This is a genomic window from Vreelandella zhuhanensis (assembly GCF_009793355.1).
GTDB lineage: Bacteria > Pseudomonadota > Gammaproteobacteria > Pseudomonadales > Halomonadaceae > Vreelandella > Vreelandella zhuhanensis.
The window spans coordinates 312,294-326,838 of record NZ_WTKP01000001.1; the positions used below are offsets into that span (position 1 = coordinate 312,294).

The window sequence follows — 14,545 nt, forward strand, 5'->3', positions numbered from 1 at the left end:
CATTTCTGCACGGATACACAGCGCCCGTTTCACACCGGGCGCTGCTCGAATGCTAAACGCATCCCCAGTGCTATCAACACACCGCCAGTGACTGTATTGAGTGTTTGGGCAAAGCGAGCGCTTCCCAGCCACCGCCCTGCGCTTCCCACCATGACCACCACACTGATTTGCCAGATATTGGCGATGATGAAATGCACCCCTGCCAGCCACAACGACTTGAGCAGGGCCGGATCGGACGGCGCTATGAACTGGGGAAGAAATGCCATGTAGAACACCACGGTCTTGGGATTGAGCACATTGGAGACGAAGCCTTCCCTAAGCGGGCGCCACAATGAGACCGGAGCAGCGTCTTGCATCACGCCGGCTACCGGCAGGGGTTGCCCTCTGCGCGCCGCCAAAAGACTGACCATGCCCAGCCAAATCAAGTAAATGGCACCGAGGAGTTTGAGTAAACTGAACGCCCAGGCCGACTGCAGCAGAATCAAGGAGATTCCCAAGGCCGAGATCGCCGCATGCACGAACAAACCACAGCAAATGGCCACACTGGTCAGTACACCGTCGCGAACCCCGCCCCGGGCGGTATTTCTGATCACCAGCAAGGTATCGACCCCCGGACTCAGCGTCAGCAACGTGATGGCTATCACGAACGGAATAAACTGCGCATCGAACAAACTCAGCTGTGTCATTTTCTCTTCTCACTCATGTGGCAGATGAAGACTAACGCAAACTAGCTGCGGTGTTTCTGGACGCCCCGACGATTTCCATCTACAGTGAGTTTGCGAGCAGGCGCTATTGCCACTCGCATCATCATTAAGCACGTTAAGGAAATCGACAATGGCAACCGGTACTGTCAAGTGGTTCAACGATACGAAAGGTTTCGGCTTCATCTCTCCTGATGACGGCGGTGACGATCTGTTCGCCCACTTCTCCGAAATTCAAGCGGAAGGCTTCAAGACCTTGCAAGATGGTCAAAAAGTCAGTTTTGACGTCACGCAAGGCAAGAAAGGCCTTCAGGCTTCCAATATTAAACCTGCTTGATACCATCCGACGCGCCTGAAAAGGCGTGACGAGATGATAAAAGGCCCGCACTGGCGGGCCTTTTTTTCTCTGTTCAGGCGTCATGCCGGGCATTCTACTGAGCTGCTTCGCCAGTATCGTCTTCTTGCATGGACTCCATGGGTTCGAGCGACTCCATTTCGTGCCCTTGTTCGATTTCCTCGTACTGCTCTTCGAGTTCCCGCTGCGCTTCCTCAAAGCGACGCTCGTTATCTTCGATCATCTCATCGACATCGAAACTTTCTAGTTCTTGCGTAGTGCCCAGCTCCTGTGTAGTACCGATATCTTCGGGTAACTGGCTCTCCCACTCCTGAGTCAAGTCATCGGAGGATTCCATCGGCTCAAGTATGGGTTCTTCGCTTTCGGCTTGTTCGAACTGCTCCTCGAGTTGCCGCTGGGCTTCTTCGAAGCGACGTTCGGTTTCGGCAATCATATCATCCACGTCCGAACGAGTGGCTTCTCCAGGCAGCGCCTCCTCTTCATTCAATACATCGGGCGCGGCGTCCGCTTCCAAGGTTTCATCACCGGCGTCGATGTCCTCAGCGGTAGCAGGCGATGCTTGCTCTGGAGCGCCCTCATCGGTCTGCACAGCGCCCGCCTGCTCATCCATGGTGCCCGGCTCAGGTTCCGCTGGGGCTTCTTCGCTATCCTGTGCTTGCTCCACCGCCGAAGGGGCCGAGTCTTGCTCCTGAGCCGGCTCGGTTGTTTCATTATCCCCACATGCACTCAACAACAGTGCCAATGCCGCTACCGTGGGTATCCAAATACGCATCGCCATCCAATGTCTCCTGATTTGCTTAAATCGATTGTATCAATAAAATCATGTCATTTACTCGCTCCAGGAAACCTAGGCAGGCTTGAAGGAGGACAGCATGGGACATGTTGAGGGCATGGCCACCTGGATCGCTCTTGGCACGACTTCAGCGCGAAAATAAAACGCTTCATGTGTCTCACCATCCAGAGCCAACGGCCAAGGTGGTTCATCGCCATAGGTGCTCAATTCAAACCAGGAAGCAGTGAAATAATTGACCAACTGACCCTCGGCTGGGAAGCTGCGTAACTCCCTGACAAGCTGAGGCAGTTCTTTAACCGAAGGAAACTCCTTCACCAGCAAGACATCCAGTAAGCCGTCGTCGAGCTTGGCCTGAGGAGCCAGCACCTGACCACCCCCCGCCTGGCGGGCATTGCCCAATGCCAACATCAGCAGGGAGCTGTGCTGTTGTTGCGCGCCTTCCCAGCACAAGTCTGCCCGATACCGGTAATGCCGCCATGCCTTGAGCGCCCCCATAACCGAATAGGCATGTCCCCTCAGCACGCGCTTGAGCGCCTTCGGGGTGCTCGAGGAAATTTCCGCACCGAAGCCACCCGTGGCCATATTGAGATAATAGCTTTTGGCACTATCGCTGGTTGGATCAAAACTGACCTGCACCACATCCACCCATTGCACTGAAAGAGAGACAACGGCACGCAGTGCCTTATCAGGCGCTAAAGGCAGTCCTATCGAGTTGGCAAAATCATTGGCGCTGCCCAAAGGCACGACACCCAATATCGGACGCTTTGCCTTGGGCAACATCATCAGCCCATTGACTACTTCATTGACCGTGCCATCGCCTCCTGCGGCTATCACATGAGTGAAGCCCAGCGCCTGAGCGTCTCGGGCAAAGCGCACCGCGTCTCTGGTTTCCCAGGTCACTTGCACGTCGATCGACATGCCGCCTTGCCTGGCGACATTCACTCCCTCACGCAATTCAGGGTTGCCGGCAGCCTTGCCATTGGCAACTAACAAGTAGCGTGTCTGCGATGCGTTCACCTGGCGCTCCTTGCGTTATTCAAGCCAATGCCTTGGCCACCACTTCATACACATTAGGCGAGAGAGGCTCAGCCTTGATCCGCTCAAGCTCGGCTTTCATCAGCGCCTGGCGCTGTTCATCGAATCGCTGCCAGCGCGTCAAGGGAGTAATAAGGCGAGCGGCGATTTCCGGGTTAAGGCGATTAAGCTTGATCACCACATCCGCTAGCAACCTGTAGCCCTCGCCGTCCAGACGATGGAAGTTGACACGGTTCTGGTTAGCGAAAGTACCGATCAACGCCCGCACCTTGTTGGGATTCTTGAGCGAGAAAGCAGGATGCTGCATCAGAAACTTGACACGTTCCACCGCATCTTCCTGGGGCCGAGTCACCTGGAGGCTGAACCATTGGTCCATGACCAAAGGATCATGCGACCAAGTTTCGCCAAAGGCCTTGAGCGCCGGAGAGGCCAAATCATCACGGGAGCTATGCACCAAGAGCGTCAACGCATGACGCACATCCGTCATGTTGTGGTCGGCATCGAATTGGGCTTGAGCAAACGCCAGACCCTTTTCGTCTTCGATCGCCATCAAGTAGGACAATGCCACATTTTTCAGGCTGCGCTGGGCAATCTGCTCAGGTTCGGGAGCATAAGGAGCATCTGATTGATTGGCCTCAAAGACGGCCAGGAACTCATCACGCAAGGCCAGGGCCAGCGATTGACGGACGAATTCACGCGCGGCATGGATCGCATCCACATCCACCAGCGGTTGCTGTTCAGCAATATAGGCTTCCGAAGGCAGCGTCAGCATTTCCGCGAGTACCGCCTTGTCATCGATCCGGCTGGTCAAGAGGGTCCGGAAAGCATCGGTCACTCGGCTGTCCATGACCTTTTCCACGCCGTTGCGATGAGCGGCGATAAGATCATCCAATGCCAGCAGTGCCAGACGCTGGCCGGCATCCCAGCGATTGAAACCATCGGAATCATGCTGCAACAGGAACGCCAGGTCTTCCCGCGAATAGGGGAAGTGGAGCTTGACAGGTGCCGAGAAATGACGAAGCAGGGAGGGAATCGGCGATTCTGCCACATCCGTGAACAGGAATTCCTGCTCATCCTCGCGCAGATGAATCACCGCGTCCCGGCCCAGGGTTTCGCCGCCCAAGGTCATGTTGAGATCCCGGCCGGATTTGGTACCCACCAGCCCCAGACGCACAGGGATATGCAGCGGTTGCTTATCCTGCTGGCCAGGGGTGGTCGGTGTGCGCTGACGCAGGGTCAGGCGGTACTCACTGGTGACGTAGTCATATTCGCCATGAGCATCGATTTCCGGCGTGCCTGCCTGGGAATACCACCGCATGAACCGGGTGAGATCTTCGCCGGAAGCTTCGGCCATGCAGTCCACGAAGTCTTCGATCGTCACGGCCTGACCATCGAAACGCTCGAAGTACAGATCGCTTCCGCGACGGAAAGCTTCCCAGCCCACCAGGTTGCGTAACATCCGCACCACTTCCGAGCCCTTTTCGTAGATGGTCAAGGTATAGAAGTTGGTGATTTCGATGTAGTGATCCGGGCGGATGGGGTGAGCCGTAGGCCCGGCATCTTCGGCGAATTGAGCGGTGCGGAAGAATGACACGTCCTGAATACGCTTGACCGGTGCCGAGTTGGTATCCGCCGAATAGCATTGATCGCGGAAGACAGTGAACCCTTCCTTCAAGGATAACTGGAACCAATCGCGACAAGTGACGCGATTACCCGACCAGTTGTGAAAATATTCATGCGCGACGATACCCTCGACTCTTTGATAAGCGACGTCGGTGGCGGTCTTGGGGTGGGTCAAGACGGCAGCGGAGTTGAAGATATTCAACCCTTTGTTTTCCATCGCGCCCATGTTGAAGTCGTTCACCGCCACGATCATGAACAGATCAAGATCATACTCTCGGCCATAGGTTTCCTCATCCCACTTCATGGCACGTTTGAGCGAGGCCATGGCATGGTCGGTCTTGTCGAGATTCTCCTCTTCCACCCAGATTTCCAGGCTCACCTCGCGACCGTGCATGGTGGTGAAGCGATCCGCCACTTTCTTCAAGTCTCCCGCCACCAGCGCAAACAGGTAGCTGGGCTTGGGGTGAGGATCCTCCCAGGTCACGAAATGACGCCCATCGTCCAAGGTGCCCTTCTCGACCGGATTACCATTGGAAAGCAGTACCGGTTCAGCTGTCCCGATCAAGGTGGTGGAAAAGGTGGCCATCACATCCGGCCGGTCGGGATAAAAGGTGATTCGACGAAAGCCCTCGGCCTCGCATTGGGTGCAATAGATACCGCTCGACTGATAGAGACCCTGCAGAGCGGTATTGTCTCGCGGTGAAATTTCCACTTCGGTATCAAGCACGAAACGTTCGGGCACCTGGGGAATGCGCAATCCCTGCTCGGTGAGTTCGTAGTCGGCTGCTTCAAGCGGTTTTCCATCCAGGGCAATCGATTTGAGGCTCAGATGTTCCCCGTCGAGTTCGAGCGGCAGGCCGGTTTCGCGCTCAGGGTGACGCTCCACAAGCAGTCGAGCCTTGACCTTGGTGGCTGCCGGGTCAAGCTCGAAAGTCAGCTGCGTATGGGACACCCGGTAGGCAGGCGCTTGGTAATCACTTAGATAGACCGGCTGCGGCTCGGACATGAAGTTGGCTCCTGTTGAAAGCGGCAAAATAAACAAAGACCTTAAAGTAAAATGGGCAACAATTACCGGTCAGTCGCGGAAATTATCGAATTGAAGCGGTAATTCCGGCCCTTCCTCGCTGCGTAGAAGGGTCATCACACTCTGTAGATCATCACGTTTCTTGCCTGTCACACGCACTTTCTCTCCTTGAATCTGAGCCTGAACCTTGAGCTTGGAGGCCTTGATTCGCTTGACGATATCCTTGGCTTCCGCCGGATCCAGCCCTTGCTTGAGAATGACTTCCTGGCGAGCTTTCACACCGGAAAGCACAGGGTCCTGAACATCCATGCAACGCGCATCGATACCCCGAGCAATCAATCGATTGCGCAACACATCCAGCATCTGCTTGAGCTGAAAATCGACCTCAGCTTCAAGGGCCACCTTGTCGCCTTCCAGGGTGAAGTTGGCATCCACTCCCTTGAAGTCAAAGCGCGACTGCACTTCGCGGTTGGCTTGGTCCACGGCGTTTGCCGCTTCATGGCTATCGAACTCGGATACAATATCAAATGAAGGCATTTTGGCTTTCCTGGCAAAACATGACTCACCATTCTAGAGCAGCCGCACCCCTACCGGCCAATTCTGTTGTGTTTTCCCTTCTTGAATGCGCTGTCGGCGCTAATGAAGTCCAGCCTTTTCTATACAATTCCTATACACAACAGTTCTTCCTAACACCTTACGCATCGCTTACCCTAGGAGCCTGACCGCCACAGACATCCTATTGATACCGCCAACACTCGAGGAAGATCCATGACCGATCGAGAAACACGCCACAAGGCCTCCATGCAAAAACTCAAGGCTCATGTGGATGAAAAAGTCGCCAGCGCCACCGAGCAACGTGGCCTCATCCTGGTCTATACCGGTAACGGCAAAGGCAAGACGACAGCCGCCTGGGGCACGGTAACCCGAGCGCTGGGTTATGGTTACCGGGTGGGTGTGGTGCAATTCATCAAGGGGCTTTGGGAGTGCGGTGAACGCGAGCGCCTAGCGGCGGACACCAATCTGGAAGTGGCGATCATGGCTACCGGTTTTACCTGGGACACCCAGAACCGGGAGGCCGATATCCAGGCCTGCCATACAGTCTGGCGCGATGCCGAGCGCATGCTGGCTGATCCCGACATTTACCTCGTGGTGCTCGATGAAATCACCTACATGCTCAAGTTTGGTTATCTGGACATCGAGACGGTCATCCAGGCTCTGAAAAATCGCCCGACAGAACAGACGGTGATCATCACCGGGCGTAATGCTCACCGTGATATCGTCGCCCTAGCCGACACCGTCACCGAAATGCAGGAGGTACGTCATGCATTCAACGCCGGCCTTCAGGCACGCCGCGGCATCGATTTCTAACGCTTAATGCAGAATAATAGGATCCCAGAAGCAAAAAGGCGCCCGAGGGCGCCTTTTTGCTTAACTGACCGAACTTATCAGCTATCGCATCAACTATCGAAAGGATTACGCAGCACGATGGTCTCGTGGCGATCCGGTCCGGTGGAAATGATATCGATGGAAGTGCCGACTTTCTCTTCCAAGAAGCTGATATAGGCACGCGCGTTGGCGGGCAAGTCCTCGACTTTCTTGATACCCAGCGTCGACTCATCCCAGCCCGGTAAATCCTGATACAACGGCTCGAGGGCTTCGTAGCCTTCGGAATCTACCGGTGTATCGAGTACTTCGCCATCCTTGCTGCGGTAGCCGACGCACACCCGAATATTTTCCAGGCCATCGAGCACATCCAGCTTGGTCAGGCAAATACCCGATACCGAGTTGATCTGCACAGCATGGCGTAGTGCCACTGCATCGAACCAGCCGCAGCGACGCGGACGCCCGGTAGTGGCACCGAACTCGTGGCCTTTCTCGGCCAGATGCCGCCCATGAGCGTCGAACAGCTCGGTAGGGAACGGCCCGGAACCTACTCGTGTGGTGTACGCCTTGGTGATACCCAAGACATAGTCCAGGTACAACGGGCCCACACCGGAGCCGGTTGCCGTGCCCCCGGCTGTGGTATTGGAGCTGGTGACGAACGGATAGGTGCCGTGGTCGATATCCAGCAACGACCCTTGCGCGCCTTCAAACAGAATGTTCTCGCCGTTTCTGCGCAGGCTGTGCACCAGGCCAACAGTATCGCACACCATGGGAAGCAGCTCTTCCGCCATCTGCATGGCGGTGTCCAGCACTTCCTGGAAATCCACTGCGGGTTCACCATGGTACTGGGTCAACACGAAGTTATGATAATCGAGCACTTCGCCAAGCTTGGAGGCAAAACGCTCGCGGTGCAGCATGTCACCCAAGCGTAGGCCGCGACGCGCCACTTTGTCTTCATAAGCCGGGCCGATACCGCGACCGGTGGTGCCGATCTTGGCAACACCGCGAGCTTTTTCACGCGCTTGGTCCAAGCGTACATGATAGGGCAAAATCAACGGACAAGCCGGCGACAGGCGCAGACGTTTGCGTACCGGCACGCCTTTGACTTCCAGCTCACGAATTTCCTTGATCAATGCCTCCGGCGACAGCACGACACCGTTGCCGATAACGCAGATCTTGTCGGGGCGCAGAATACCGGAAGGAATCAGGTGCAATACGGTTTTTTCACCGTCGATGACCAGGGTGTGCCCGGCATTGTGCCCACCTTGAAAGCGCACGACGGCGGAGGCAGATTCAGTCAGCAGATCGACGATCTTGCCCTTGCCTTCATCGCCCCACTGGGTACCTAGTACTACTACATTCTTACCCATTATGCTCTCGTCTCTTGTGTCAGGGTCGCTGTCTGCCAACGACCGTCGATAAACTCAAGACGGCGGTCGCAGTGATGCTCCGCCGGCCCGGTACGCTGCCCAGGCAGCGCTTGGATGACCCTTTCTCCTTGCTGACGCAAGGCAACAATCATTGCCCTGAGGGCATCGTCACTCTCGGCAGGCGCCCAGATAGCGCCTGTTTCGGGCGTGCCCGGCACCAAGGTCGCCAACAGCTTGAGGTCCATGGAAAAGCCGGTCGCCGGTCGGGCACGCCCGAAGGCACGCCCAGTGTCGTCATAACGACCACCTTTGGCCAGTGCCTGGCCGTACCCCGGCACATAAGCGGCAAACATCATCCCGGTGTGATACTGATAGCCGCGCAGCTCTGCAAGGTCAAAATACAGCGCCACATCGAAACGTGCCAGTACTCCCTGATGCAAGGCATCCAGCTGATCCAGAGCGGCCTGCATCGACGCCGGAGCCCCGGCAAATACATCGCGTGCCCGGCTCAGCACCTCTGCTCCACCGTGCAAGCCACCCAAGGCAAGAAACATCTTCGCCAGTGCCGGGTCGGGAACACTGGCAGCCACCTGCGCGGCCAGTTCGCCGGGAGACTTGAGCGCCAAGGCGGCAAACAATGTGGCTTCCTGCTCGACATTAAGTGCCGCCGCCTCGACCAGGCTGCGGTAGATACCGATATGGCCGAGTGCCAAATGTATTTCGCCGGCGCCGGCCGCTTCCAGGCTAGCCAGGGCCAGATAGACGATTTCCAGATCCGCTTCCAGACCGGCATGGCCGAACAATTCCACGCCTACCTGCATCGGGCTACGCCCGCCCTGGTGCTGGTCGGCCTTGGCGCGCAGCACCGTGGTGCAATAACACAGACGCACCGGGCCTTGGCGTTTTAGCGAATGAGCATCCATACGTGCCACCTGCGGGGTCACGTCGGCGCTCGCCCCCATCATCCGCCCGGTCAACTGATCGGTCAGCTTGAAGGTTTGCAGATCAAGGTCAGTGCCCGTGCCGGTGAGCAGGGAATCGAGAAACTCCAGCGGGGGTGGCATGACGTGGTCATAACCCCAGCAGTGGTAAAGGTCGAGAAGCGCTCTGCGCAGCTCTTCCATGCGGCTTGCCTGAGGCGGCAGCACCTCATCCATGCCGTCGGGCAACAGCCAGCGGTCAGCGATGGTCATGTGAACAATCCTGCAAGACGACGATGATAAAGGCCAAGAAAAAAGCCCACAAAAAAACCGGGCAACGCCCGGTCAGTAAAGTCTACCATGTTTATGCCAGGGATAAACCCCGACTGGCGGGCGATAACGCCCGCCTTGAGCTCACTCCTCAGCGTCATCCGCTGCGGAAGACGTCGGGCTTCTGAAATACTGGAAGAAGGCACTGGAGGGATCCACCACCAGCATGTTGCCCCCACCCTCGAAGCTCTGACGATAGGCGTCGAGGCTGCGCCAGAAGCTGAAGAACTCCTGATCCTGGCCATAAGCCTCAGAGAAGATACCCGCTGCCTCGGCATCACCCTCACCACGCAGCGTTTCGGAACGCGCCTGGGCCTGGGCCAGCAATACCTGGCGACGGCGGTCGGCATTGGCGCGGATACGTTCGGACTCTTCCTGGCCCTGGGCACGCCATTCACGCGCCTGGCGCTCACGCTCTGAACGCATACGCGAATACACCGCCGAAGACACGTCCTCGGGCAGGTCAATACGCTTGACGCGAATGTCCACTACCGTCACGCCCAGCTCATCGCGCAGCAGGCGGTCGAGTTCTTTGGTCGGGCCGAGCATGAGATCATCACGCTTCTCGGAGATGATCTGCTGCAGGTTCAAACGACCGAACTCGTTGCGCAGACTCTCGTCGACCCGCGGCTGGATCAGACGGATAGCCATCATCTCGTCGCCTGCGGTTGCCTCGTAGTAGCGGGTGGGATTGACCACTTGCCACTGGACATAGGAGTCTACGATCACGGCTTTCTGCTCAAGGGTCAGATAGCGGCTCGGATCGGTATCCAGGGTCAATACCCGGATATCGAACTTGCGGATCGTCTGGGTGATCGGGATCTTGGCGTGCAAGCCCGGTTGAATATTCTCTTCGATGATCTCACCAAAACGCAGCTTGACAGCAAGTTCGGTTTCATCGACCACATACAAGGTGTTGCTGGCAAGCCAGGCAACGGCGGCCAAGCCGCCCACGACGAGCAGGGAACGATTATTGATCATTTACCGGCCCTCCCTGCGGGTGTTGCTATTACTGGAGTTAGTAGAGGACTGAGCACTGCGCATGCGTTCCAGCACCCGAGGATCGAGCTCTTCACTCTCGTTTTCATCATTACTGCTGCCACGAGTGACGGCGCCTGCCCCCCGCATCTGATCCAACGGCAGGTACATCAACGGCGCATTTTCGCTCACATCCAGCAACACCTTCGGCGTGTCGCCATAGATGGTGGACATGGTCTCGAGATAGAGACGTTCGCGCATGATATCCGGAGAATCCTGATACTGGTTCAACAGCGCATTGAAGCGATTCGACTGACCCTGAGCTTCGGCCACCACCGATTCACGATACCCTTGGCCCTGCTCGATAAAGCGCTGGGCCTGACCCTGGGCGGCGGGGATCACCGAATTGGCATACGCCATGGCTTCGTTGATGATGCGCTGACGATCTTCACGGGCGCGGATGACGTCATCGAAAGCATCTTGGACCGCTGTAGGAGGCGAGGTGGACTCCACGTTGATCGTTTGCAGCAACATGCCCGTCCCATAACTATCGAGGTAAGACTGTAAGCGGCTGCGCACCGAACTACCCAGGATTTCACGCCCGGAAGTCAGGATCTCGATCATGTCAGTGCCACCGACCACATGACGCAAGGCCGAATCCAGAGCGTTCTCGATGGAAAGCTGCGGATTACGTACATTGAGCACGTAGTCACGCGGATCGGCCACCTGATACTGTGCCGAAATCTCGACGGAGACGATATTTTCGTCCTGGGTCAGCATCGATTGAGTCTGGGTCAAGGAACGTACCCGCGTCACATTGACCATACGTACATCATCAATCAACGGGGGGTTCCATTGCAGACCCGGTGTAACCACTTCCTGGAATTCACCGAAACGCAGCACGACACCACGCTCGGACTGATCCACCAGGTAAAATCCCATGGCCGCCCAGATCGCCAACGCAATGATCAACAGCAGGCCAGGCAAGGCAAAGATGTTGCGCGGCTTATCACCACCGCCACCTTTCTTGCCGCCACCGCCTTTCTTGCCACTGCCACCCAGCAGGCTATTGAGCTTGTTCTGGAATTTTTTCAGTGCTTCATCCAGATCCGGGGGCCCCTGATTGCTACCCCCACGGTTACCGTCGTTTCCGCCACCGCCATTGTTATTGCCACCGCTACCGCGTCGGCCACCACCACTCCAAGGGTCGTGCTGGTTGCCACCACCAGGCTCGTTCCAGGCCATACGTCGTCTCCACTAAAATTTTCGCTGCTACCTTTGCCGACAGATAAAGCCTGTCGGCATCGGCTCAAGCGTTATCGCTGTTTGAATCTTAATATTGCCACACTACCACTCAGTCGGCTCACGCAACGCTTTGGGCAGATACGTATCGGCACGCTCTCCCAGCTGAGCCATCAGCTGATTGAGATCGCGCCGCGGCAAACGTACCTCAAGTACCGACTGGCCTTGTTCGTCAAAATACTCTTCTCGGACCGCGCCCAGCTCATGTAAACCGGCTCGCAGCTTGCCCTGTTCCGGGCCGAGCACGACAGGGAATTCAAGCACGTCATTGGCCAGACGTTCTGATAACGCCTGGTGCAACAGCTCGAGTCCCTGCCCTTCACGCGCCGAGAGCCAGACGACTTCCGGCATGCCCTCGCCATCGCGTTCAATACGCGGCGCGCTACCGAGAGCATCGATCTTGTTCATGACCTTGAGCATCGGTACATCTCGAGCACCGATTTCATTCAACACCAGATTGACCTGCTCAACGTTGAGGTCACGATCAGGGTCTGCCGCATCGATCACGTGGACCAACAATGTCGCTTCGGTCGCCTCTTGCAAAGTGGCCTGAAAAGCTTCCACCAGCTTGTGCGGCAAATGGCGGATGAAACCCACCGTATCCGCCAAAACCACAGTACCCACATCCTCGATGTCAAGACGCCTTAGAGTGGGGTCGAGGGTGGCGAACAACTGGTCGGCGGCATAGACATCGGATTGAGTCAACGCATTGAACAGCGTGGATTTTCCGGCGTTGGTGTAGCCCACCAGTGACACACTGGGCACTTCGGCACGCGAACGGGCACGACGGTTCTGGTCACGTTGGCTACGTACCTTGCTTAGCCGCTTGTGAATCGCCTTGATGCGTTCGCGCAGCAAGCGACGATCGGTTTCCAACTGGGTTTCACCCGGCCCACGCAGACCAATACCGCCTTTTTGGCGTTCCAGGTGGGTCCAGCCACGAATCAGGCGTGTGGAAAGATATTCCAGTTGGGCAAGTTCGACTTGCAGCTTACCTTCATGGGTTCTCGCCCGTTGGGCGAAAATATCCAGAATCAAGCCGGTGCGATCCAACACACGACACTTCAGCTCGCGCTCAAGGTTACGTTCTTGAGAAGGCTTCAAGCTATGGTTGAAAATCACCAGCTCCGCTTGGTGAGCGGCTAGCGTTTCACGCAATTCCTCCAGTTTTCCCGAACCCACGAAAGTACGTGAGTCGGGGCGCTGACGGCTGGCGGTGAGCAAGGTGGCAGGTTCAGCTCCTGCTGAACGGACCAGCTCGAGAAATTCGCCAGGATCTTCACGTGCCTGTTCATCATGGAAGTCCACATGAACAAGTACCGCCGTTTCACCGGCGTCGGGGCGTTCAAAAAACAATCAATACCTCACGGGCTGTGATACATCCATGGTGGCAGTGTTACACCTCTTCATCCGCTGGAGCGGCTGGATCTTGTACGGGCAAGCGTACATTGCGCGAGGGCACCACGGTGGAAATCGCATGTTTATAGACCATCTGGCTGACGGTATTACGCAGCAGAATGACGAACTGATCGAATGATTCGATCTGTCCCTGCAGCTTGATGCCATTGACCAGGAAAATAGACACCGGAATGCGCTCCTTGCGCAGAATGTTCAAGTACGGGTCTTGGAGGGACTGCCCTTTGGACATTTTGCTCTCCCTAAACTGTCGTTGGGGTTGTTTATGAGGGTGGCGTGCCCAGCTGGTGCTACGCCGGAATCTGGTTACCCGAAAGGCCTGATAGTCCGGCCGCTCGAATCCACTATCTTACGCTAAGCCCCGCATTCACGCACGATTTTCAGCACATCATCCAGTGCATCGGGGCGCTGTGCATCAATCCAGTGCAATTGTGGCCAACTACGCAGCCAGGTCAATTGACGTTTGGCCAATTGTCGGGTGGCAATGACACCACGCTCGACCAAGGCGGCCTTATCCAAGTCACCGTCCAGATACTCCCACACTTGACGATAGCCGACACTTTTCATCGCCGGCAACTCCAGGTGCAGATCCACACGCTGTCTCAGACCAGCCACTTCATCGATCAAGCCTTGGGCCAACATGCTAGTGAAACGCGCCTCGATACGCCGATGCAGTACACTGCGGTCACTGGGCGCGAGTCCTATGGACAACACCCGCCAAGGAAAGGTTTCCGGCTGTTGCTGCGCCCATAGCTCACTCATCGGCGTGCCGCTGAGATGATAGACCTCCAGCGCGCGCATCAACCGCTGAGGGTCGTTGGGATGAATACGCCGTGCCGACAGCGGATCGACCCGGACCAACTCAGCATGCAGACCCGCCAACCCTTGCGTGGCAACCTGAGCTTCCAGGCGCGCCCGCGTGGCTGGGTCGGCTGCGGGAAGATTCGCCACGCCCTCGACCAGGCGCTTGAAGTAAAGCATGGTGCCGCCGACAAGCAGCGGCAGCTTTCCCGCTGCGCTGATTTGTCGCATTTCGTGCAACGCATCCTCGCGAAAATCGGCGGTGGAATACGGTTCTGCAGGGTCACGAATATCGATTAACCGATGCGGCGCTCGCGCCAACTCCTCGGCGGAAGGCTTGGCGCTGCCGATATCCATGCCACGATAAACCATAGCCGAATCAACGCTGATCAGCTCCGCCCCCAGGCGCTCGTGAAGCGCAATGGCCGCATCGGTTTTACCGGCGGCGGTTGGGCCCATCAAAAAAACAGCCCAGGGTCGGGTATCGGCCATGCAGGCTCCTTTTGAAAATGAA

14 protein-coding genes are annotated in these 14,545 nt (G+C 56.7%); 2 read left to right on the forward strand and 12 right to left on the reverse strand.

Translation table 11 applies throughout. The features are described 5' to 3' along the window. Positions 1-29: 29 nt before the first annotated feature. Complete coding sequence (locus GPM19_RS01410; RefSeq protein ID WP_160417092.1) at positions 30-686, reverse strand: LysE family translocator; 657 nt, start codon at positions 684-686, stop codon at positions 30-32. Positions 687-834: 148 nt separating this feature from the next. Between GPM19_RS01410 and GPM19_RS01415 the strand changes: the two genes are divergently transcribed. Then, positions 835-1,038 (forward strand): cold-shock protein, encoded by a 204-nt coding sequence (locus GPM19_RS01415; protein WP_114486580.1) that lies wholly within the window; start codon positions 835-837, stop codon positions 1,036-1,038. A 94-nt stretch (positions 1,039-1,132) separates the two neighbouring features. On the opposite strand, the gene GPM19_RS01420 is transcribed toward GPM19_RS01415, so the two are convergent. The 4 genes from GPM19_RS01420 to GPM19_RS01435 all read right to left on the reverse strand — a co-directional run bounded on the left by GPM19_RS01420 (position 1,133) and on the right by GPM19_RS01435 (position 6,068). Further along, a complete protein-coding gene (locus GPM19_RS01420) occupies positions 1,133-1,834 on the reverse strand; it encodes a prolipoprotein diacylglyceryl transferase (RefSeq protein WP_160417093.1) in 702 nt (233 codons plus the stop codon). A gap of 69 nt (positions 1,835-1,903) precedes the next feature. Further along, entirely contained in the window at positions 1,904-2,866 is a 963-nt protein-coding gene (gene yegS, locus GPM19_RS01425) for a lipid kinase YegS (protein ID WP_160417094.1), read from the reverse strand. Between the two features lie 19 nt (positions 2,867-2,885). Continuing rightward, positions 2,886-5,513 (reverse strand): aminopeptidase N, encoded by a 2,628-nt coding sequence (gene pepN, locus GPM19_RS01430; RefSeq protein ID WP_160417095.1) that lies wholly within the window; start codon positions 5,511-5,513, stop codon positions 2,886-2,888. A gap of 69 nt (positions 5,514-5,582) precedes the next feature. Further along, positions 5,583-6,068, reverse strand: a complete 486-nt coding sequence (locus GPM19_RS01435) for a YajQ family cyclic di-GMP-binding protein (RefSeq protein ID WP_160417096.1) — start codon at positions 6,066-6,068, stop codon at positions 5,583-5,585. A gap of 231 nt (positions 6,069-6,299) precedes the next feature. Between GPM19_RS01435 and cobO the strand changes: the two genes are divergently transcribed. Continuing rightward, the gene (gene cobO, locus GPM19_RS01440) at positions 6,300-6,899 is read left to right on the forward strand and encodes a cob(I)yrinic acid a,c-diamide adenosyltransferase (protein WP_160417097.1); all 600 of its coding nucleotides are present in this window, start codon (positions 6,300-6,302) and stop codon (positions 6,897-6,899) included. Between the two features lie 89 nt (positions 6,900-6,988). Here cobO and GPM19_RS01445 read toward each other — a convergent pair whose 3' ends face one another. The 7 genes from GPM19_RS01445 to miaA all read right to left on the reverse strand — a co-directional run bounded on the left by GPM19_RS01445 (position 6,989) and on the right by miaA (position 14,523). Further along, the gene (locus GPM19_RS01445) at positions 6,989-8,284 is read right to left on the reverse strand and encodes an adenylosuccinate synthase (protein ID WP_160417098.1); all 1,296 of its coding nucleotides are present in this window, start codon (positions 8,282-8,284) and stop codon (positions 6,989-6,991) included. Further along, positions 8,284-9,477 carry an ATP phosphoribosyltransferase regulatory subunit gene (locus GPM19_RS01450; protein WP_160417099.1) on the reverse strand — a complete coding sequence of 398 codons (1,194 nt, stop codon included), beginning with the start codon at positions 9,475-9,477 and terminating at the stop codon, positions 8,284-8,286. The genes GPM19_RS01445 and GPM19_RS01450 overlap by 1 nt, the downstream gene beginning before the upstream one ends. A 141-nt stretch (positions 9,478-9,618) precedes the next feature. Then, positions 9,619-10,515, reverse strand: a complete 897-nt coding sequence (gene hflC / locus GPM19_RS01455) for a protease modulator HflC (RefSeq protein WP_160417100.1) — start codon at positions 10,513-10,515, stop codon at positions 9,619-9,621. Beyond that, on the reverse strand, positions 10,516-11,757 hold the full coding sequence (gene hflK, locus GPM19_RS01460) for an FtsH protease activity modulator HflK (protein WP_160417101.1): 1,242 nt from the start codon (positions 11,755-11,757) through the stop codon (positions 10,516-10,518). Positions 11,758-11,859: 102 nt separating this feature from the next. Further along, the gene (hflX, locus tag GPM19_RS01465) at positions 11,860-13,170 is read right to left on the reverse strand and encodes a ribosome rescue GTPase HflX (RefSeq protein ID WP_160417102.1); all 1,311 of its coding nucleotides are present in this window, start codon (positions 13,168-13,170) and stop codon (positions 11,860-11,862) included. A 40-nt stretch (positions 13,171-13,210) separates the two neighbouring features. Next, positions 13,211-13,462, reverse strand: coding sequence for an RNA chaperone Hfq (gene hfq / locus GPM19_RS01470; RefSeq protein WP_114486590.1), 252 nt, complete (start codon positions 13,460-13,462; stop codon positions 13,211-13,213). A 122-nt stretch (positions 13,463-13,584) separates the two neighbouring features. After that, complete coding sequence (gene miaA / locus GPM19_RS01475) at positions 13,585-14,523, reverse strand: tRNA (adenosine(37)-N6)-dimethylallyltransferase MiaA (RefSeq protein WP_160417103.1); 939 nt, start codon at positions 14,521-14,523, stop codon at positions 13,585-13,587. Positions 14,524-14,545 lie beyond the last annotated feature (22 nt).

What these genes read in the sequence shown, in the direction of transcription:
- GPM19_RS01450 (WP_160417099.1), bottom strand. Translation starts at nt 9,477, where the DNA reads ATGACCATCGCTGACCGCTGGCTGTTGCCCGACGGCATGGATGAGGTG.
- hflC (WP_160417100.1), bottom strand. Translation starts at nt 10,515, where the DNA reads ATGATCAATAATCGTTCCCTGCTCGTCGTGGGCGGCTTGGCCGCCGTT.
- GPM19_RS01415 (WP_114486580.1), top strand. Translation starts at nt 835, where the DNA reads ATGGCAACCGGTACTGTCAAGTGGTTCAACGATACGAAAGGTTTCGGC.
- GPM19_RS01410 (WP_160417092.1), bottom strand. Translation starts at nt 686, where the DNA reads ATGACACAGCTGAGTTTGTTCGATGCGCAGTTTATTCCGTTCGTGATA.
- cobO (WP_160417097.1), top strand. Translation starts at nt 6,300, where the DNA reads ATGACCGATCGAGAAACACGCCACAAGGCCTCCATGCAAAAACTCAAG.
- hfq (WP_114486590.1), bottom strand. Translation starts at nt 13,462, where the DNA reads ATGTCCAAAGGGCAGTCCCTCCAAGACCCGTACTTGAACATTCTGCGC.
- miaA (WP_160417103.1), bottom strand. Translation starts at nt 14,523, where the DNA reads ATGGCCGATACCCGACCCTGGGCTGTTTTTTTGATGGGCCCAACCGCC.
- hflK (WP_160417101.1), bottom strand. Translation starts at nt 11,757, where the DNA reads ATGGCCTGGAACGAGCCTGGTGGTGGCAACCAGCACGACCCTTGGAGT.
- GPM19_RS01435 (WP_160417096.1), bottom strand. Translation starts at nt 6,068, where the DNA reads ATGCCTTCATTTGATATTGTATCCGAGTTCGATAGCCATGAAGCGGCA.
- GPM19_RS01420 (WP_160417093.1), bottom strand. Translation starts at nt 1,834, where the DNA reads ATGGCGATGCGTATTTGGATACCCACGGTAGCGGCATTGGCACTGTTG.
- GPM19_RS01445 (WP_160417098.1), bottom strand. Translation starts at nt 8,284, where the DNA reads ATGGGTAAGAATGTAGTAGTACTAGGTACCCAGTGGGGCGATGAAGGC.
- pepN (WP_160417095.1), bottom strand. Translation starts at nt 5,513, where the DNA reads ATGTCCGAGCCGCAGCCGGTCTATCTAAGTGATTACCAAGCGCCTGCC.